The 18,368-nt window shown below is 74.3% G+C and carries 18 protein-coding genes; 9 read left to right on the forward strand and 9 right to left on the reverse strand.

Translation table 11 applies throughout. The features are described from left to right. Window positions 1-28 precede the first annotated feature (28 nt). From ACFEMC_RS20915 to ACFEMC_RS20925, 3 genes are all read right to left on the reverse strand, one after another. Window positions 29-778: a glycosyltransferase family 2 protein gene (locus ACFEMC_RS20915; protein WP_380171495.1), complete on the reverse strand. Its 750-nt coding sequence runs from the start codon at window positions 776-778 to the stop codon at window positions 29-31. Between the two features lie 9 nt (window positions 779-787). After that, window positions 788-2,944, reverse strand: coding sequence for a SpoIIE family protein phosphatase (locus tag ACFEMC_RS20920; protein WP_380171497.1), 2,157 nt, complete (start codon window positions 2,942-2,944; stop codon window positions 788-790). Between the two features lie 146 nt (window positions 2,945-3,090). Continuing rightward, window positions 3,091-3,519 carry an ATP-binding protein gene (locus ACFEMC_RS20925; RefSeq protein WP_380171499.1) on the reverse strand — a complete coding sequence of 143 codons (429 nt, stop codon included), beginning with the start codon at window positions 3,517-3,519 and terminating at the stop codon, window positions 3,091-3,093. A 278-nt stretch (window positions 3,520-3,797) separates the two neighbouring features. Between ACFEMC_RS20925 and ACFEMC_RS20930 the strand changes: the two genes are divergently transcribed. Continuing rightward, window positions 3,798-4,775: a glucosyl-3-phosphoglycerate synthase gene (locus ACFEMC_RS20930; RefSeq protein WP_380171501.1), complete on the forward strand. Its 978-nt coding sequence runs from the start codon at window positions 3,798-3,800 to the stop codon at window positions 4,773-4,775. Window positions 4,776-4,788: 13 nt separating this feature from the next. Here the strand turns inward: ACFEMC_RS20930 and ACFEMC_RS20935 are convergent, their stop codons facing one another. Beyond that, window positions 4,789-5,136, reverse strand: coding sequence for a rhodanese-like domain-containing protein (locus ACFEMC_RS20935; protein WP_380171503.1), 348 nt, complete (start codon window positions 5,134-5,136; stop codon window positions 4,789-4,791). 52 nt (window positions 5,137-5,188) lie between these two features. Between ACFEMC_RS20935 and ACFEMC_RS20940 the strand changes: the two genes are divergently transcribed. Continuing rightward, window positions 5,189-6,139, forward strand: coding sequence for a ribose-phosphate diphosphokinase (locus ACFEMC_RS20940; RefSeq protein ID WP_367641067.1), 951 nt, complete (start codon window positions 5,189-5,191; stop codon window positions 6,137-6,139). Window positions 6,140-6,195: 56 nt separating this feature from the next. On the opposite strand, the gene ACFEMC_RS20945 is transcribed toward ACFEMC_RS20940, so the two are convergent. Then, complete coding sequence (locus ACFEMC_RS20945) at window positions 6,196-8,259, reverse strand: HelD family protein (protein ID WP_380171506.1); 2,064 nt, start codon at window positions 8,257-8,259, stop codon at window positions 6,196-6,198. Between the two features lie 214 nt (window positions 8,260-8,473). Between ACFEMC_RS20945 and ACFEMC_RS20950 the strand changes: the two genes are divergently transcribed. The 3 genes from ACFEMC_RS20950 (at window position 8,474) to ACFEMC_RS20960 (ending at window position 11,164) form a co-directional block, all read left to right on the forward strand. Then, window positions 8,474-8,986 carry an SSI family serine proteinase inhibitor gene (locus tag ACFEMC_RS20950; protein ID WP_380171508.1) on the forward strand — a complete coding sequence of 171 codons (513 nt, stop codon included), beginning with the start codon at window positions 8,474-8,476 and terminating at the stop codon, window positions 8,984-8,986. Window positions 8,987-9,191: 205 nt separating this feature from the next. Continuing rightward, complete coding sequence (locus tag ACFEMC_RS20955; protein WP_380171510.1) at window positions 9,192-10,118, forward strand: ferritin-like domain-containing protein; 927 nt, start codon at window positions 9,192-9,194, stop codon at window positions 10,116-10,118. Between the two features lie 23 nt (window positions 10,119-10,141). Next, the gene (locus ACFEMC_RS20960) at window positions 10,142-11,164 is read left to right on the forward strand and encodes a cell wall-binding repeat-containing protein (protein ID WP_380171512.1); all 1,023 of its coding nucleotides are present in this window, start codon (window positions 10,142-10,144) and stop codon (window positions 11,162-11,164) included. Window positions 11,165-11,236: 72 nt separating this feature from the next. On the opposite strand, the gene ACFEMC_RS20965 is transcribed toward ACFEMC_RS20960, so the two are convergent. From ACFEMC_RS20965 to ACFEMC_RS20975, 3 genes are all read right to left on the reverse strand, one after another. Next, complete coding sequence (locus tag ACFEMC_RS20965) at window positions 11,237-11,506, reverse strand: hypothetical protein (RefSeq protein ID WP_380171514.1); 270 nt, start codon at window positions 11,504-11,506, stop codon at window positions 11,237-11,239. Between the two features lie 113 nt (window positions 11,507-11,619). Continuing rightward, window positions 11,620-12,735 carry a glycerophosphodiester phosphodiesterase family protein gene (locus ACFEMC_RS20970; protein WP_380171516.1) on the reverse strand — a complete coding sequence of 372 codons (1,116 nt, stop codon included), beginning with the start codon at window positions 12,733-12,735 and terminating at the stop codon, window positions 11,620-11,622. Window positions 12,736-12,799: 64 nt separating this feature from the next. Then, entirely contained in the window at window positions 12,800-13,687 is an 888-nt protein-coding gene (locus ACFEMC_RS20975; protein ID WP_380171518.1) for an Fpg/Nei family DNA glycosylase, read from the reverse strand. Window positions 13,688-13,845: 158 nt separating this feature from the next. On the opposite strand from ACFEMC_RS20975, the gene ACFEMC_RS20980 reads away from it, so the two are divergent. Together ACFEMC_RS20980 and ACFEMC_RS20985 are read left to right on the forward strand one after the other, a co-directional pair. Next, window positions 13,846-14,463, forward strand: a complete 618-nt coding sequence (locus ACFEMC_RS20980) for a TMEM165/GDT1 family protein (protein WP_380171520.1) — start codon at window positions 13,846-13,848, stop codon at window positions 14,461-14,463. Window positions 14,464-14,640: 177 nt separating this feature from the next. Further along, window positions 14,641-15,033 (forward strand): ATP-binding protein, encoded by a 393-nt coding sequence (locus tag ACFEMC_RS20985; protein ID WP_367641053.1) that lies wholly within the window; start codon window positions 14,641-14,643, stop codon window positions 15,031-15,033. Between the two features lie 274 nt (window positions 15,034-15,307). On the opposite strand, the gene ACFEMC_RS20990 is transcribed toward ACFEMC_RS20985, so the two are convergent. Then, window positions 15,308-16,492 (reverse strand): MFS transporter, encoded by a 1,185-nt coding sequence (locus tag ACFEMC_RS20990; RefSeq protein WP_380171523.1) that lies wholly within the window; start codon window positions 16,490-16,492, stop codon window positions 15,308-15,310. 171 nt (window positions 16,493-16,663) lie between these two features. Between ACFEMC_RS20990 and ACFEMC_RS20995 the strand changes: the two genes are divergently transcribed. Together ACFEMC_RS20995 and ACFEMC_RS21000 are read left to right on the forward strand one after the other, a co-directional pair. Further along, window positions 16,664-17,398, forward strand: coding sequence for an acetoacetate decarboxylase (locus ACFEMC_RS20995; RefSeq protein WP_380171525.1), 735 nt, complete (start codon window positions 16,664-16,666; stop codon window positions 17,396-17,398). Window positions 17,399-17,460: 62 nt separating this feature from the next. Then, complete coding sequence (locus ACFEMC_RS21000) at window positions 17,461-18,363, forward strand: 3-hydroxyacyl-CoA dehydrogenase NAD-binding domain-containing protein (RefSeq protein ID WP_380171527.1); 903 nt, start codon at window positions 17,461-17,463, stop codon at window positions 18,361-18,363. The last annotated feature ends 5 nt before the right edge of the window (window positions 18,364-18,368 follow it).

Genomic DNA, 18,368 nt, shown 5'->3' on the forward strand with positions numbered 1-18,368 from the left:
TACCGGGGGCGGGGGCGGACGCCACGGGTCAGCGGGTGGAGCGGCGCAGGACGTCCTGCACGCGGCGCCGGCCCAGGGCCCGGGCCACGTCCCGGAACTGCGCGGCCCGGTGCAGCTGCCCCCTCAGGTCGGTGCCCGAGACGCGGTGGTGCAGGTCGCACGGCACCTCGCGCACGCGGAAGCCGGCGCGCAGCAGGTCGATCGTCAGCGCCGTCTCGACCCCCCAGCCCGGTGCCAGCGGCAGCGCGGCCTCGAAGGCGGCGCGCGTCAGGCAGCGCATCCCGGACAGCGGCTGCTCCGGGGACCAGCCCGTCGCGGCGACCGTGCCGCGCCGGGACAGGCCCACCACGAACCCGTGCCCCCCGCCGGCGGTCGCCTGCCGGGGCAGCACCGCGATCGTCATGTCCGCCTCGCCGGCCAGGACCGGCACGGTCAGGGGCGCGGTCTCGACGGCGCTGTCGGCGAGGTCGGCGTCGACGAACAGCAGCGGCCGCGGCCGCACCCCCGGCCGGGGCCGGGTGCGTTCCCAGTCGGCGACGGCGCGCGCGCCGGTCTGCAGGGCGGCGGCCTTGCCGCGGTTGCGGTGGTGGGCGACGACGACGGCACCGGCGTCGCGGGCGACCTTCGACGTCAGGTCGGTGGAGCCGTCGTCCACGACCACGACGACGTCGACGACGTCCAGGCCGGCGACGGCGCGCACGGTCGCGGCGATGCGGTCCTGCTCGTCCTTGGCCGGGATGACGACCGCGACGGTCGAGGACGGATGCAGCGCAGGCACGCCGCGACGCTAGCGCAGGCGCACGGCCAGGACCGTGACGTCGTCGTCCACGTCCTCCCCGTCCGCGCCGACCATCCGCTCGACCAGGGTGCCGACGATGTCGGCGGGCGTCCCGCGGGCGGTCTCGCGGAAGTGCTCCAGGACCTGCGCCAGCCCCTCGTCGAGGGACCGGGTGCGGGTCTCGACGAGGCCGTCGGAGAACACGACGAGCGCGCTGCCCGGGTCCAGCCGGACGTCGAGGACGTCGGTGCGGGCGTCGCCCTCGACGCCGACGGGCACTCCGGGCGGCACGTCGAGGTAGTGCGGGCCCGTGCTGCACGTCAGCGGCGGCAGGTGCCCGGCGCTCGCGGCGAGGAGCCGGCCGTCCCGGCCCAGGACCGCGTAGAAGATCGTGACGAGGTCGTCCCCGCCGCCGGCCGCGGCCAGGGCGTCGAGCCCGCGCAGGACCGCCGTCGGGTGCGGGTCGACGTGGGCGAGCGTGCGGACCTGGGTGCGCACCTCCCCCATGACGGTGGCGGCCCGGGCCCCGCGGCCCATGACGTCCCCGAGGACGACCGCCACCCGTTCCTCTCCCTGCGCACCGGGCAGCGGGATGAGCTCGGCCCAGTCCCCGCCGACCGCCACGCCCGCACTGGTCTGCGCCACCCGGTGGGTCGCGAGCCAGTCCACCGCCGGCAACGGACCGGGGCGCAGCGCCTCGGCCAGCACCGTGGCGGTGTCGCGCTGCTGCTCCAGCAGCTGCATCCGGTCCAGGGCCGTCGCCGCCTGCCGGGCGAAGGTGAGCAGGAAGTCGCGGTCCTCGGACTCGCGGGCGTCCGCCGCCTGGTCGGCCGGGTCGTCCCCGGCCGTGAACGCGAGGACGAGCGTGCCGAGGCGCCGGGTCCGCGCGGCCAGCGGCAGCACCGCCCACGACGTCTCCCCCGCCCGGGCGCCGGCCTCGAAGTACGGCCGGACGTCCTCCGGCAGCGCGGAGACGCCGGCCGCGCCCACGGGGAAGACGCCCCGCTCCCCGGCGAACGCCTCCACACCCGAGCGCGTGACCTCGGTCAGCTCCGTCCGCGTGCGCCGGCGGTCCGCGCCCATCCGGTGGGCCACCAACCCGGTCTCGCCCTGGCCCTCGGCGACCGTGATGACGGCACGGACCGCGCCGGCCCCGTCGAGGCAGGCCCGCAGGACGACGTCGAGGACCTGCTCGTAGCCGCCGGCGGTGGCCAGCGCCGCGGTGAGCGCGTGCTGGGTCTGCGTCTGGCGACGGGTGCGGACGCGTTCGGTCACGTCGTCCAGGGACCCCACCCACTCGGCGATCTCGGACGTGGGGTCGGTCGGGTCGGCGAGGACCGGCACGGCGACGGCCGCGATGGTCCGCCAGCCCGCCAGGCCGCGCACGCGGAACCGGAAGCGGGCGGTGCTGCGGTCGCGGACGGACTCGTAGAAGCGGTCCAGGACCACGGGCAGGTCGTCCGGGTGCACGTCGGTCTGCCACGCCCGACCGCTGACGTCGGTGCGTCCGGTCAGCGCGCGCCAGCCCGGCAGGTCGCTCGTCATGCCCTCCCCGGGCCGGGCGGTGAACACGTCGAGGGACCCGACCTCGGCGAGGGTCCGGTACCGGCGGGCGGCGAGACGGGCCTGCTCGAGCAGCCGTGCGCGTTCCACGGCGAGAGCGCACTGGTCGGCCAGGGTCGCGGCGAACAGCTGCTCGTCGGGGTCCAGGGAACCCTCGCGGGACAGGCCGAAGCGCAGGACCCCCACGAGGCGGCCGCGCGCGACGAGGGGGTACATGGCCCAGGAGTGCTCACCCAGGGCCAGGACGGTGTCGTTGAGCCCTCGGCCGGGTCCGGCGCCGAAGCGGGCGGCCAGCTCGGTGCGGTCGCGCAGCAGGACGGGACGCAGGGTGCGGGCGGCCTCCGCGCTGGGGGTGGCCGACGTCAGGGGGACGGGCAGGCCGGTGCCCAGTCCGGCGAGGTCACCGCCGTCGCGGGGGGCGGTCGGGACGAGCAGGGTGCCGGTCTCGTCGAGGAGGGCCACGCCGCACGTGTTCGTGCCGACGACGTCGCGACCGGCGTGCAGGACCGACGTGACCGCGTCACGGACGTCGAGGGCGGCGGCGAGCTCCGCGGCCGTGCGGTGCAGCAGCTCCAGGGAGGGGGGCGCCGTGGGCGACTCCACGCTGCGCCTCCCACCGGGTCACCGGTCCGCACCGCGCGAGGCCGTGTGCAGACCGTATCCGACCGGGCGCGGTCAGTGGTGGGTCGCTGCGGGGCACTGGCCCGAACGGGCGATCCGCCGTGGTCCGGATCGACCGGGCGCCCTGGTCAGTGCGGGTGGTGCCGGGTGGGCCCTCCGAAGGAGGCCCACACCGTGCGGCTGAGGTTGTCGAGGTCCTCCACCACGCCCCACTCGTGCGCGAGGCCGTCGACGATGAAGAGGCCACGACCGCTGGTGTCGGAGTCCGCCGCCGCGCGGGGGCTGAGGACCGACCCCGGCGACCCGCCGTCGGTGACCGCGATCTCGACGTGCGGGGAGTCGTCCGGGACGACCTCGCACGTCACGTGGATCTCCCCGCCCAGGAGGGGACGCGCGTGGCGGATCGCGTTGCCGACGATCTCGGACAGCACGATCTCGATCTCCGCGGTCGTCATCTCGTCCAGACCGGCCCCGTCCAGCACCATGCGCACCACGTGCCGCGCCCTCGGCACGGAGGCCGCGTCGTGGGCGAAGGTCGCCCAGTGGGTGGCCGGCACCGGCCGTGCTCCCGTCGGCATGTTCTCCCACTCCCGTTCTGCGGATGGACCGGAAGCTGGGTACCCGAGGCCCGCGGAGGTCAAACCTGCGACGACCTCCACCTCACCCGCACGGACGCGAGACGTGCCGGACAACGGGCCGCAACGTGCGCGAAACGTGCTGGCGCCGGGACCGGTCCCGTGTTGCACCGGCGTGAACTCTGCCGCCAGCGGTGGTCCGGCGCCTCCGCCGCGTGCCACGGTGGCCGGACGCCGCTCGTGGTCGAGGTGGCGTCGGCATGACGTCGAGACGACGGAGGACCCCTGTGAAGCTGCCCGTGCAGGCCTGGTTCGGCAGGTCCACGTCCCGCGCCCGCGACTGGCCGCTGGAGCGGCTGCGCCGCCAGAAGGCCGGGACCCGGGTCAGCGTCGTCATGCCCGCGCTCGACGAGGAGGCCACGGTCGGAGGCGTCGTGACCATGGTGCGCCGCCTCGCCGACGCGACCGGCCTCGTCGACGAGGTCGTCGTCATGGACTCCGGCTCCACCGACGGGACCGCCCGGGTCGCCGCCGCCGCGGGCGCGACCGTCCACCACCGCGACGACGTCCTGCCCGAGACGGGGTCGCGCCCGGGCAAGGGCGAGGTGCTGTGGAAGTCGCTCGCGGTGACGACGGGGGACGTCGTCGTCTTCGTCGACAGCGACCTCGTCGACCCCCAGCCGCAGCTCGTCACGGGCCTGCTCGGGCCGCTGCTCACCGACCCCGGCGTCGAGCTCGTCAAGGGCTGCTACGACCGGCCCCTGCAGGGCGCGGGCAGCACGTCCGGCGGCCGCGTGACCGAGCTCGTCGCGCGCCCCCTCATCAGCCGCTTCTACCCCGACCTCGCCGGGGTCGTCCAGCCGCTGGCCGGGGAGTACGCCGGCCGGCGCCGCCTGCTGGAGGCCATCCCCTTCTGCGGGGGCTACGGCGTCGAGATCGCCATGCTCATCGACACCCTGGAGCTGCGGGGCCTGGGCGCGATCGCCCAGGTCGACCTCGGCCGGCGCGGCCACAGCCACCAGGACACCGCCGCCCTGGGGCGGATGGCGGCCGAGATCACGCACGTCGTGCACCAGCGCGCCGCCGGGGAGGCGTTGGGACGACCCCCGGCGATGACGCAGTTCGCCCGGGACGGCTACGGGCACTACGCCCCGGTGACCCACGTCCTCACGCTCGACGAGCGACCGCCGATGGTGACGGTCGAGGGCTACCGGGACCGGCCCGCGAAGGTGTCCTGACGCCGCCCGCGGGTCAGCGGACGAACGGCTCCTGACCGGACTCCGAGACCATGCCCCGGCCGGCCTCGGCCCACGCCGACATCCCGCCGTCCACGTTCACCACGTCGTAGCCGTTGCGCTGCAGCCACATCGCGGTGCGCTGCGAACGGCCCCCCGACCGGCACACGACGTGCAGCTGCCCCTGCGGCAGGTCCTCCAGCCGCTGGGGCACCTGCCCCATCGGGATGTGCAGGGCGCCGTCGATGTGGCCGGCGGCCCACTCGTCGTCCTCGCGGACGTCGAGGACCGTCGCGTCCTCGGGCAGGTCGGTCACCGCGGTGGTGGGCACGCCGTCGACGTCGAACGTCCGGGACTCGCTCATGCTCCCGAGCGTACGACCCGGCCCGCGACGCGTCCCGCTAGCGTGGCGCCCCGTGCCTGCCACCCCGCGAGAGATCGCCGTGTTCAGCGGATCCGCCCACCCCGAGCTCGCCGCCGCGGTCGCCGCGGAGATGGGGGTGGAACTGTCCCCCACCCGCGTCAGCCGCTTCTCCAACGACTGCCTCGAGGTGCAGCTGCAGGCCAACTGCCGCCAGCGGGACGTCTACGTCGTGCAGCCCCTCGTCCCGCCCGTGCAGGAGGCGCTCGTCGAACTGCTGCTCATGCTCGACGCCGCCAAGCACGCCTCCGCGGCCCGCGTCACCGCCGTCGTCCCGCACTACTCCTACGCGCGCTCGGACAAGAAGGACACCGGCCGCATCTCCATCGGCGGTCGCCTCGTCGCCGACCTGCTGGAGACCGCCGGCGCGGACCACGTCCTCGTCATGACGCTGCACTCCCCGCAGGTCCACGGGTTCTTCCGCGTCCCCGTCGACCACCTGCACGCCCTCAAGCAGCTCGCGACGCACTTCGAGGGCGAGGACCTCTCGAACGCCGTCGTCGTCTCCCCCGACCTCGGCAACGCCAAACCCGCCGCGGCCTTCGCCCGGATGCTCGGCTGCGGCATCGCGACCGGCGCCAAGCAACGGTTCCCCGACGACCGCGTCGTCATCGCCAACGTCATCGGCGACGTCACCGGCAAGGACGTCATCGTCCTGGACGACGAGATCGCCAAGGGCAGCACGGTGTTCGAACTCACCGACCGGTTGACGGAACTGCAGGCGCGCAGCATCCGCGTCGTCTGCACGCACGGGATCTTCGCCGGCGACGCCCTCGACCGGCTGCTCGCCCACCCCGACATCGACGAGGTCGTCTGCACCGACACCGTGCCCCTGCGCGGCGGACCGCGCGAGGGGTTGTCCGTCATCTCCGTCGCCCCGGCGCTCGCCGCCGCGATCCGGCGCATCCACGAGGGGGAATCGGTCAGCGCGCTGTTCGAGCACTGACCCCGGCGGGGCACGGGGTGACCCCTGCCCGAACCCCGCAGGGGGAGGGCGGGCGGTCAGGCGCCGACGAGTTCGGCGGGGAGGTCCTCGCGGTGCAGCACGACCATCGCACTGACCGCGCGGGTCAGGCTCACGTAGAGGCGGCGCAACCCCGTGCGCTCGTCGGGTTCCCCGGCCACCACGGCGGCGGGTTCCACGACGACGACGCGGTCGAACTCCAGACCCTTGACCAGCGGCGCGGGCACGAGGGAGATGCGTTGCTGGTCGGGGTCGGGGTCGTCGAGCCGGGAGAACTCCAGGCCCTGCGCAGTCAGTTCCCGGGCCACCTCCTCGACCACCGCGGACGCCACCACGACCCCGACGGACCCCTCGAGGTCGGCGAGCTCGCGCGCCGTCCGGGCCGCCTGCTCGACGGGGTCGTCGACGCGCACCACCTCCAGCAGGCCGGGATCGGTGCGGACGGACCGGGGGACGGTGAGGTCCGGCGCGATGCGGGGCAGCAACCTCGCGGCGTAGTCGATGACGGCGGCCGGGACGCGGAAACCCCGGTCGAGGACCTCGAGCTCGCCGTCGGGTTTCCCGAGGTGCACCAGGACGTCGTCCCAGCTGCGGGCCGCCCACGGCGTCGTGCCCTGCGCGATGTCACCGAGCACCGTGGCCGCGCCCGTGCTGCACCGGCGGCCGACGGCGCGCAACTGCATGGCCGACAGGTCCTGCGCCTCGTCGAGGACGACGTGCGCCCGGGACGGCGTGCGCTGCAGCTGGTCCCGGACCTCGTCGAGCAGCACCGCGTCGGCCGCCGTCCACTTCGCCGACCCCGCCGTGCGCGGCGGCACGGGCCAGGTGAGCAGGTCGCGTTCGGCGTCGGTGAGGACGCCGTCGGAGCAGGCCCGCAGGAACTCGGCGTCGGACAGCAGCCGGTGCAGGACCTTGGCCGGGTCCTGGGCCGGCATGAGCGCCTTGACCGCCCGCTTGACCTCGGCACTGCGGGCCACGGCGTCCTGCACGACGTCGTCCGGGGAGTCCCCGGCCGCCTCGAGCAGCTGCAGGACGGCGTGCGCGAGCCGCTGCGGCAGCAGGGCCGCGGCCGCCCCGTAGCGGATGCCGCGGCCGGTCAGCTCGTCGAGCAGGTCCCGGACGAGGTACCCGGGGACGCGCCAGCGCCGGGACCCGCGCGTCACGACGACCGCACCGGACTCCAGCACCTGCGCGGGGTCCCCGACCGCGGCCCAGACGGCGCGGCGGACGACCTCGGCCATCCGCCCGTCGCCCTTGAGCGTCCCCACCTCGGGCGGTTCGGTGCCGCGGACGCGGACCTCCTTGCGGCCCTCGGTCGCCGCCGTGAGGAGTTCGTCGACCGTCCGCTGGTCCACCTCGACCTCACCGAGAGCCGGCAGAACCGCCGAGATGTGCTGCAGGAACGCGCGGTTCGGGCCGATGACGAGGACGCCCTGCCGCGTCAGGCGTTCCCGGTGGGCGTAGAGCAGCCAGGCGGCGCGGTGCAGACCGACGGCCGTCTTCCCCGTGCCGGGGGCGCCCTGGACGCAGACCGTCGTCTGGGCGTCGGCGCGCACGAGGGCGTCCTGCTCGGGCTGGATGGTGGCGACGATGTCGCGCATCGGGCCCGAGCGCGGCCGCTCGATCTCCCGGGCCAGGATGTCGGAGGAGGAGTCCACCTCGGACTCGTCGGTGAGGTGCTCGTCCTCGTAGGCCGTCAGGCGTCCCTGCTCGACGCCGAAGCGGCGTCGCAGCCGCACGCCGGCACGGTCGTCGCGGGTCGCGCGGTAGAACCCGCGGGAGACGTCGGCGCGCCAGTCGATGACGACCGGGTCGCCGGCGGAGTCGGTGACGTGCCGGCGGCCGATGTGCAGGCTCTGCCCGTCGTCGTGGTCGGTGCGGCCGAAGAACAACGTGGTGGACGGGTCGTCGACGAGGCTGGCGGCGCGGCGGTGCAGCGTCCAGCCGAGGGCCTCGTCGGCGCCGGCGTCTCCGGCGTGGCCGGGGGCGAGGGAGTCGACGAGGGACAGGGTGTGGGCCCGCATGCGGGCGAGTTCGGCGCGGGCGTGGTCGAGGTGCCGCTGCTCGGCGGTCAGCACCTCGTCCGGGGCGTGCTCGGACACGGTTCCTCCATCGGATCGACCGTCGATTCTGCCGGAACCGGTGCGCGACAACAACGTTGCGATCACGAGGGCGCTCGCGGGACGATGTCCGTGGTGGCGCGGGGAGAACCCGGACCGAGCGAAATGCCCACCGTAACGCGGGCGTGGCGCCCCTGTCACCCGTCACGTGTCGACCGGACGGGAACCGTCCCGCGGCCGCAGGCGTCGTAGTCCCGTGACCGAACGCAGGACCGTCCACCGCAGCGCCCGGACCGGCGCCGCCGCCCTCCTGGCGGTGGGGCTCGGCCTGCTCGCAGCCTGCGGTGACCAGCAGGCAGGAGCACCGGTGACGAGCAGCAGCACCCCCTCCAGCACCCCGTCGGGCAGCGTCACGGCGACGTCCGGGGACGAGCTGACCGTCGTGGTAGACGACGGCACGGGGAAGCAGACGACGTGGACCCTGACGTGCGCCGACGGCGTCGTGGGGGGAGACCACCCCGACGCGCAGAACGCCTGCGACGCCATCGCCGGGGCGAAGGCGCCCTGGGCGCCCGTCCCGAAGGACATGGCCTGCACGCAGGTCTACGGCGGCGCGCAGACCGCGACGGTGACCGGCACGTGGCGCGGTGAGCAGGTCGACGCGCGGTACGCCCGCAACGACGGCTGCCAGATCGCCCGCTGGGACCGGATCGCCCCCCTCCTGCAGCCCGGGACTCCCGTCACGACGAGGTCCCGCGGCGCCTCGTGACCTTGATGTAGTCAGCACATCACGCTGGGTAGACGGATCGTGGTCGGCAGGGCAGGCTGATCACGGTTCGTCCGGAAAGTCACGACCACGACCCATCCAGCGGGGCCATCGCTCCGAACACCGGACGTCCGATCACGACGACGTGACAGTTGCCGCGTCGAGCACCGGCGTCGAGCCCTTGGCGCCCAGACCTCAAAGGCTGCCCATGTTCAAGAAGACCCTCCTCGTCGACATGATCAACCGCAGTTCCGAGACCCCCGCCGACCGCAGGAACTTCCTGCGCGGCATGGGCCTGCTGTCCGCCGGCGCCGTCGGCGCCGGGCTCGTGGGGGCCTCCACGGCCGAGTCCGCCTCGGCGGCGACCCCCAGCGAGGGCAGCGTCCTCAACTTCGCCTTGAACCTCGAGTACCTCGAAGCCGAGTTCTACTGCTACGCCGCCTACGGCCACGGTCTGGCCGACGCCCTCGCCACGGGCACCGGCACCCAGGGCGGGGTCACCGGCGGGCACCGGGTCCCGTTCAAGTCCAAGGCGATGCGGTTCTACGCCGAAGAGATCGCCAACGACGAGATCGCCCACGTGAAGTTCCTGCGGTCCGCCCTCGGTTCAGCCGCCGTCTCCCGCCCGGCCATCAACCTGCAGGAGTCGTTCACCGGAGCGGCCGTCGCCGCGGGCGTCATCAAGCAGGGTGAGACGTTCGACCCGTTCTCCTCCGAGGCGTTCTTCCTGCTGGGCGCGTTCCTCTTCGAAGACGTCGGGGTCACCGCCTACAAGGGCGCGGCGCCGCTCATCTCCACCCCCGCCTACCTCGAGGCCGCGGCCGGCATCCTCGCGGTCGAGGCCTACCACTCCGGGATCGTGCGCACCCTGCTGTACGAGAACGGGTTGGACACGCCGACGAACCTCATCTCCGACGCCCGCGACTCCCTCGACGGCTCCAGCGCCGACAAGGACCAGGGCATCACCGTGGGTTCCGGGGGCCGGGCCAACCTCGTCCCGACCGACGCCAACGGGATCGCGTTCAGCCGGTCGCCGCAGGAGGTCCTGAACATCGTGTACCTGACGCCGGGCACCGGGGTCACCAAGGGCGGGTTCTACCCCGCCGGCCTCAACGGCGAGATCGCCACCAGCTGACCCGCGGATCCCAGGAGAACACGATGAAGAAGACCCTCGCCACCGCTGCCGGTGTGGCCCTGCTCGTCGGCCTCGGCTCCGCGCTGCCCGCGCAGGCCGCCACCGGCTTCAAGTTCGACGACCGCATCTCGGGGTCGGACCGGTTCGCCACCGCCGTCGCCGCGTCCAAGCTGCTCGAGCCCGTCGACGGGTCGGCCACCGACGTCGTCGTCGTCAACGGGTACGCCACGGTCGACGGCCTGACGGCCTCCTACCTGGCCGGCCTGAAGTCGGCGCCCATCCTCTACACCGACACGAACGCCGTCCCGGCGGTCACGGCGGCCGAGATCAACCGCCTGGGCGCCAAGGACGTCTGGATCGTCGGCGGCACGAACCGCGTGTCGCAGGCCCAGGAGGACGCCTGGAAGGCGGCGGGCAAGACCGTCCACCGCCTCGCCGGCGCCGACCGCTACGCGACCGCGGCACTCGTCGCCGAGGCCGACGACTCCGGCGACGCGCCGGAGCAGGTGTTCATCGCCAGCGGCACGAGCACGGCCGACGCGCTCGCGGCCGGCCCGGTCGCGTGGGCCCGGAACTACCCGATCCTCCTCACCGAGGCCGGGTCGCTCCCGACGGCCACCAAGGACGCGCTGACGGAGCTCGGCACGACCAACCGGGTCGTCCTGGGCAGTTCCACGTCCGTCTCGGACGCCGTCTACAGCCAGGCCGGCGGCACCGAGCGCATCGCGGGCGCCAACCGCCAGGAGACGGCGTCGAAGATCGCCGACGACGCGATCGCCAACGAGAACTTCGACAGCCAGAGCGTGGCCCTCGTGGGCGGGACCGACGCGACGGCTGCCGACGCCCTCGCCGCGGCGCCGGTCGCGGGCAGCCAGGGGGTTCCCCTGCTGTTCACCGACTTCAACGGTTCCCTCGGCACCAGCACCTCGGCGTACCTGAGCGCCAAGAAGGCGAACTACACCACCTCGGGCACCGGGTGGATCTTCGGTGGTCTGCCGTCGGTCCCGCAGGCGACCGCGGACGCCGCCACCGCCCTGGTGCAGTGACCCGGGGGTGAGGGCAGCCCCGCGGCGGGAGGACCTCCCGCCGCGGGGTCAGGCCCCTCCCGTCCCCCGGGGTCAGGCGGCGTGACCGGTGGCGGTCGCCCGCCGCCGCCGGTGCTCGTCGAGCCGGACGACCGTGGCGGCCCGGTCCTCCTGGGCGCGGGCCGCCGCCAGCACCAGGTCCGTGGCGTCCCCGAAGCGCGCTCCGCGCGGGGCGACGAGCAGGTGCTCCTCGCCCCTCCCCTCCCGCGCGAACCGGCCGCCCGCGGCGGACACGACGACGAGCAGCCCGCCGACGACGCCGACGATCCCCACCAGCACTCCCACCAGCACCTGCACGTCCATCTCCGCACCCCTCCGCACCGTTCCCGACCACGACCCGTCCAGGATCGGCCGAGGTCGGGGGGCGGCACATCGTGCCCGGGGTGGAACCACCTCGTCCTCCCGGGGGAGGACGCTCAGCCGTGCAGCTGGTCCCGCGCGAGGACGCCGAGGTCCGGGGCGTCCGTGAAGAACCCGTCGACCCCCGTCGCGAGGAGCTGGGCGGCGTAGTCCAGGACGCGGCCCCAGTCGGCAGGGTCGTCCCCCGTCCGGAACTGCGCGGGCAGGAACTCGTTCTCCGGTCGCAGCGTGTAGGGGACGACCTGCAGCCCGGCCGCGTGGGCGTCGTCGACGAGGTCGGAGCTCACCTGCACGAGCGACGGGCCGATCTGGTCGACGTACCGCGCCAGGTCCCGCAACGCCGACGGGACGAGCAGGTCGGCGTACTGCCGCGGATCACCCGCCGCGACGAGGTCCGCCGGGGCACCCGTCTCCGACGTGAGGAACACCGTCGGAGTCCGCAGCCCGTACCGGGTCCGCAGCTGCACGAGGTTCGTCAGCTCGAACGACTGCACGACGACGGGCGCAGCGGCGGAGTCGAGCCGGTGCGCCCTCAGGACCCGGACGACCTCGGCCTCGAGGTCGAACCCGAGGGAGCGGAAGTACGTGCTGTGCTTGATCTCGGGGACGATCCCGACCGTGCGGCCGAGTTCGCGGGACAACCGCTGCCGCGTGGCCAGGGCCTCCTCGAACGTCGGGACGCGCCAGAGCCCGTCGTAGACCGTGTTGTGCTGGCGCAGCTCCGGCAGCCGTTCGACCGCCCGCAGCGTGCGCAGCTCCGCGAGCGTGAAGTCCGGGGTGAACCACCCCGTGTACTCGACGCCGTCGATGGTCCTCGTCGCGCGGCGGTCGGCGAACTCGGGGTGGTCGGCGACGTCCGTCGTCCCGGAGATCTCCGGTTCGTGCCGGCAGACCAGCACGCCGTCCTTCGTGGGGACCAGGTCGGGTTCGACGACGTCCGCGCCGAGGCGGGCGGCGAGTTCCCACGAGGCGACGGTGTGCTCGGGTCGGTACGCCGACGCGCCGCGGTGTCCCACGACGAAGGGCGGGGCCCACCCGTGGCCCGGCCGGCGCGTTGCGGCGGCGGAGGACGGTCCAGCGGTGAGCGGCGCCGTCGCGAGCCCGCCGAGGACGGTGGTCGCGGACAGGAGCGTTCGGCGGGAGGGACGGAGGTCGGCACTGGTCTCGGTCACGCGCGCAGTGAACTCCTCCCGGCCCCCCGCCGCCAAGGGGGTGCACAGCGGGTTCTGCGCGAGTTCACTTCAGCAGGCGCGACAACCGGCGGTCCGCCAGGGGTTTCCCTCCCGTCTGGCACGTGGCGCAGTACTGCATCGAACGGTCCGCGAACGACACCTCGCGCACGACGTCACCGCAGACGGGACACGGCTGACCGGTGCGCCCGTGCACGCGCATCCCCGCGCGCTTGGCGTCCTTGAGCTCCTTGGCAGGTTTCCCGCTGGCGGCCGCGACGGCGTCGGTCAGGGTCGTCCGGAGCGCCTCGTAGAGCCGTTCGACGTCCGCCGCGGGCAGCTTGCCGGCTGAGGCGTAGGGCGACAGCTTCGCGACGTGGAGAACCTCGTCGGAGTAGGCGTTCCCGACCCCGGCCAGCACCGACTGCTCGCGCAGCAGCCCCTTGACCTGCTGGCGCGAACCGCTGAGCAGACCGCGGAACGCGTCGAGGTCGAAGGAGTCGTCGAGCGGGTCCGGGCCGAGCGAGGCGATCCCGGGGACCTGCGCGACGTCCTTGACGACGTGGACGGCGAGGCGCTTCTGGGTGCCGGCCTCGGTGAGGTCGAACCCGGGCGGGCTCTCGGGGTCCTCGTCGTCCTCGGGCGCCAGCCGCACCCGCAGCGCCACGGGGTTCTTCCCGCTCGGTCGCAAGGGAGCCTTCGGCAGGGCGTCGGACCAGCGCAGCCACCCGGCGCGGGACAGGTGGATCGCCAGGTGGAGGCCGTCGACGTCGACGTCGAGCCACTTGCCGTGCCGGTCCACCCCGGTGACGAGCAGGCCCTGCAGCGCGGTCGGCGGTGGGTCGTAGGTCTTGAGCACGTTGATCGCGCCGACCTCGACCTTCGCCACGACGCGTCCTGTCATGCGCTCGCGCAGGAAGGCGGCGAGCGCTTCGACCTCGGGGAGCTCCGGCACGCCGCCAGTCTGGTGCACCCGGTGCAGGCGAACCAGTTGTTCGGTCCACCGAACGCGAGTCCTGGAGCTGTCGCGGCCCACCCCCCGTGTGCTGGCATGGCCCGCGGCCCGCCGACGCGCCCTGAGTCCCGTCCCGTCGTGAAGGAGCCGCACCCACCGTGGACCTCGCCGTCCTCGCCGCCAGCTTCCTGCCGATCCTGCTGCTGGAACTGCCCGACAAGACCTTCGTCGCGACCCTCGTCCTGGCCACCCGGTTCAAGCCGCTCACGGCCTGGGTCGGGGTCGGCCTGGCGTTCGCCGTGCAGTGCCTCATCGCCGTCGTCGCCGGGCGCCTGCTGGCCCAGCTGCCGGAGCGTCCCGTCGCCGCCGTGGCCGCCGTCCTGTTCGCCGTGGGGGCGGTGACGCTGTTCCGGGGTGCCGCCAAGGCGAAGCAGGCCGGGCAGGACGCCCGCAGCGAGTACGAGGCCAAGGTCGGGGCTGGCCGGTCGGGGTGGCGCGGGGTCCTCACGTGCTTCGGAGTGGTCTTCCTCGCCGAGTGGGGCGACCTGTCGCAGCTCTTCACGGCCGGCCTGGCCGCGCGCTACGACGACCCTCTCTCGGTCTTCGTCGGGTCGTGGGCAGCGCTGCTCGTGGTGGCCGGCCTGGCGGCGGCGCTCGGGAGCACGATCGTGCGCAAGCTCAGCGTCGCGACGGTGAGCCGCATCGGCGGCGTCGTGTGCGCCGTCCTGGCCGTCGTCACGGCGCTCGAGGTGGTCGGCGTCCCCCTGCCCGTGTGACCGGTGGGGCTGGAGGTGCCGGTACCGGAATCCGCCTGCGTGCGGACAAGCGGCGACCCGGGTGATTGACTGTGAGTCACGCGTTGATGACTGTGCTCACACGCGGGATGGTGCACGTCGTGGAGGGGCCGCGGCGGCGGGGTCGCAGTCGGGGGAGGTCGAGGACCGTTGTTCCACGTGGTCCTCCCGCCCAGCCCGCGCTCCGTGGGCGTCGCCCGCTGGCTCATCAGCGAGTGGTGTGCGCCCTGGGTGGCCTCCTCGGAGCTCCTCGAGGACACCGTGGAGGCCGCGCTGCTGCTGGCCAGCGAGGTCGTTACGAACGCCGTCGTGCACGGCGACGGCATGGTGCAGCTGGCCGTGCGGCGCGTCAACGGCGCCTCGCTGCGCGTGGAGGTCTCCGACGACGGGGGCGGGATGCCCCTCATCGGCGCCCAGCGCGCGGACGCCGAGAGCGGCCGCGGGATGGCCATGGTCGAGATGCTCTCGACGCGGTGGGGCACCGACCTCGCGGTGGGCCCCCTCGGCAAGACCGTCTGGTTCGAGCTGACGGACGAGTCCGTGCAGCACTGACCGGACCAGCACTGACCGGCCCGGCACCGACCGGCCCGGCACCGCGGTGTCAGGTCCTGACCGCAGGCAGGGTCCAGGACGCACCGCACGAGCTGTTGCGTTGCGTTCCACCACCCATCGCGTCCCAACGGGTGTCAGGACGTCTCGCACCGCGCGACCGTGGACGTGACAGCCGTGGTCTCGACCGCGACGTCCGCGACCGTGCAGCCACCACGACGGCAGGACGTGTCGCCGACGTCTCGAGTCCGACGAGGTCGCCGGGCACCGACGGGCGTCAGACCACCGCGTCGCGGTGCGCCGCCCACGCGGGGACGAGCTGGGCGACCGCGACGAGAGCGAGCGCCGACAGCGGCACCACCCAGCCCCCCGTCAGCGAGTGCAGGGCCCCGAACACGACGGGACCGACGGCCGCGGCGAGGTACCCGACGGCCTGGGCCATCCCCGACAAGGCCGCCGCCGTGGGCGCGTCCGCGGCCCGGGCGGAGATCGCGGCGAGGGCCAGGACGACCGTCGCCCCGCCGCCGAGCCCGATGAGCCCGACGGCCACCACAGCCAGCCCCGGCGCGACCAGCAGCAACACGATGCCGGCGAGCGAGCAGAGCGTCGCCGCCACGGCCACCCACCGCGTCCGCTGCACGGACCCGGCCGTCAGCACGGGGACGAGGAGCGACCCCACGACGCCGAGGACCTGCAGCTCCGAGAGCAGGACCCCCGAGACCGTCGCGTCCAGCCCGGAGCGGTCGCGGGCGATCGTCGCGAGCCAGGACAGCAGGACGTAGAAGAGCATCGACTGCGTCCCCATGAACGCCGTCACGGCCCACGCCAACGGCGAGCGCCACGGCGTCCGCGCGTGTGGCCCCGCCGGCCCGGCGTTCCGGCGGGCGCGCACCAGCGGCAGCCACAGCAGGGCCGCGAGCAGCGCGGGCGCGGCCCACACGACGAGCGCGGTCCGCCAGCCGCCCGCCACGGCCTCGGCCACGGGGACGGACACCCCGGACGCGATGCTGCCCACGACCTGCATCAGCACGACGTACCCGCTCGTCAGCAGCGCGATCCGCCCGGGGAACTCCGCGCGGATGAGGGCCGGCATGAGGACGTTCGCCACCGCGATGGCGATGCCCAGCAGCGCCGTGCCGACGAAGAGCGGCGCGGTCCCGGGCACCCAGCGCAGCGCCGACCCGGCCGTCAGCAGGAACATCGCCAGGACCAGGGTGGCGCGAGCGCCGAGCCGCGCGGCGACCTTGGGGACGACGAGGGAGCTGGCCGCGAACGCGACCAGCGGCAACGAGGTCAGCGCCCCGGCCGCGGCCGCGGACAGGCCGAGGTCGTGGGAGACGAACGGCAGCACCGGCCCGACCCCCGTGATGGGCGAGCGCATCGCGCACGCCACGAGCAGCAGCCCGGCGAGCAGCAGGACGGCGGTGCGGCGGGGAACGGGGGACGCGGGCGTGGTCGACATGTCCCGGTCATCGTCGCGCACGCCGGCGCGGCACCGGTCTCCGCCTCCCGTCATAGGGAGAACCTCCCGCGGGTGCCGGGAAACGGTCTTTGACCTCTGCTCGGCACGCGAGTTGCCTGGAGTCATCGGCCCCCGACCGGGGGTCGCGCACCGCACCTCGAGGAGGACCCCGTGCGTCTGCAGGACGTCGCCGGGACGACGACCACGCCGCTGGGAGCGCCCGCGTTCCCGGCACCGCCGTACCGCTTCACCGACCGCGAGTACTTCACCATCACGTACCGCTCCGACCTCGACGCCGTGCGCGCGGTCGTCCCCGAACCGCTGCAGGTCACCGACCCGGTCGTGCGGTTCGAGGTCATGCGCATGCCGGACGTCACCGGCCTGGGCGACTACACCGAGGCCGGGCAGGCCCTGCGGGTCGAGTTCGACGGCGAACCCGGTGAGTACCTGCACACCATGCACGTCGACAACCACCCGGCGATCGCCAGCGGTCGCGAGATGGGGGCCTACCCCAAGGTCTGGGGGTCGCCCCGGTTGCACGTCGACTCCGACACCCTCGTGGGGACCCTCGACCACGGCAGCCTGCGGGTGGCGACCGCGACGATGGGCTACAAGCACGCACCTCTGGACCGCACCGCGGCCGAGCGGGAGATCGGCGTGCCGACCTACATGCTCAAGGTGCTGCCGGGGTACGACGGCCGTCCCCGCATCTGCGAACTCGTCCGCACCCGCACCACCGACTTGACGGTGAAGGGCGCCTGGACCGGACCGGCCCGGCTGCAGCTCTTCGAGCACGCCCTCGCCCCGCTGGCCGACCTGCCCGTGCGCCGGGTCCTGTCCGCCTCGCACGTCCTGACCGACCTCTCGCTGGGACCGGCCGAGCTCGTGCACGACTACCTCGCCTGACCCTCCGGAGGAGAACCGTGGGAAACCCCACCAGCCGACGAACCAGCCGACCCAGCACCACCGTGCTCGGCACCGGCCTCATCGGCACGTCCTGGACCGCCCTGCTGCTCGCCCGGGGCCACCGCGTCACCGTCCACGACCCGCGCCCGGACACCGAGCGGACGCTGCGCGCCGACCTGGCCCGCCTCGTCCCCGGCCTGGCCGAGCTGGACCTGCACCTGGACCCGGACACCGACGACCTCACCGTGGCCGACGACCTCGCCACCGCGGTGCGCGACGCGGACGCCGTGCAGGAGAACGGGCCCGAGCGCCTCGACCTCAAGCGGCAGTTGTGGGCCGACGTCGAGGCGGCCGCTCCCGCCGACGCCCTGCTCCTGACGTCGACGTCCGCCCTCACCGCGACCGACGTGTCGGACCGCATGGCCGACCCCGGACGCCTCGTGGTGGGGCACCCCTTCAACCCGCCGCACCTCGTGCCGCTCGTCGAGGTCGTCCCCGGCCGCGACACCTCCCCCGCCACCGTGGACCGCGTCGTGGAGTTCTACACCGCCCTCGGCAAGCACCCCGTCGTGCTGCGCCGGGAGGTTCCGGGGTTCGTCGCGAACAGGTTGCAGTCCGCCCTGTTCCGCGAGGCCGTGCACCTCGTGCGGGAGGGCGTCGTGGACGTCGCCGGCCTCGACGACGTCGTGACGTCCTCGATCGGGCCGCGCTGGGCCGCGGCCGGTCCGTTCCGCTCCTTCCACCTCGGCGGCGGCCCCGGCGGGATGGCCCACTTCCTCACCCACCTCGGGCCCGGCATGGCCGACGGCTGGGAGCACCTGGGCCGCCCCGTCCTCGACGAGGCGACCACCGCCGGCCTCGTCGCGCAGACCGAGCAGGCCACCGACGGGCGCGACGTCGCCGACCTGGCCCGCGAACGCGACACCCGGCAGGCGGCCGTGCTGGCCGCCCTGGCCGGGCACTGAGACCA

The organism is Kineococcus sp. DHX-1 (assembly GCF_042473625.1).
Taxonomy (GTDB): domain Bacteria; phylum Actinomycetota; class Actinomycetes; order Actinomycetales; family Kineococcaceae; genus Kineococcus.